Origin of the sequence: Pseudomonas sp. TYF_14 (assembly GCF_043105275.1) — a bacterium.
GTDB lineage: Bacteria > Pseudomonadota > Gammaproteobacteria > Pseudomonadales > Pseudomonadaceae > Aquipseudomonas > Aquipseudomonas alloputida.
The window spans coordinates 1-309 of sequence record NZ_JBICLK010000020.1 but is presented as its reverse complement, the minus strand read 5'-3'; the positions used below and the strand labels follow the sequence as shown (position 1 = coordinate 309).

General features: G+C 61.5%; 1 protein-coding gene. It reads right to left on the bottom strand.

What is annotated here, in order from left to right; all coding sequences use genetic code 11:
- Window positions 1–309 (bottom strand): transposase (locus ACF8O8_RS05845; RefSeq protein WP_392509371.1); only part of this gene is annotated, 309 nt, incomplete at both ends.

Genomic DNA, 309 nt, shown 5'->3' with positions numbered 1-309 from the left:
ACCGGCGTAATCATCGGTCATCACGTAACCGCGATAGCCCTCCAGCAGGCGCAGCGGCACCTCCTGCGCGCGGCTGGTGGTGTAATCGAACAGCACGACTTGTCGATCAGGCGGGCCACTGGCCTGCACCCACATCCAGGATTGACTGGTCGGATCACGATCCGGCTCTTTGAGCACCTGCACGCGAGTTTCATCGCAATGGATCACCGGGCTTTCCAGCAGGCGGTCACGCATCAGGTTCAGCAGTGGCTGAAAGTGTTCGCTGCACTGGATGACCCAGCGGGCCAGGGTTTGCCGGGGGATCTCGAT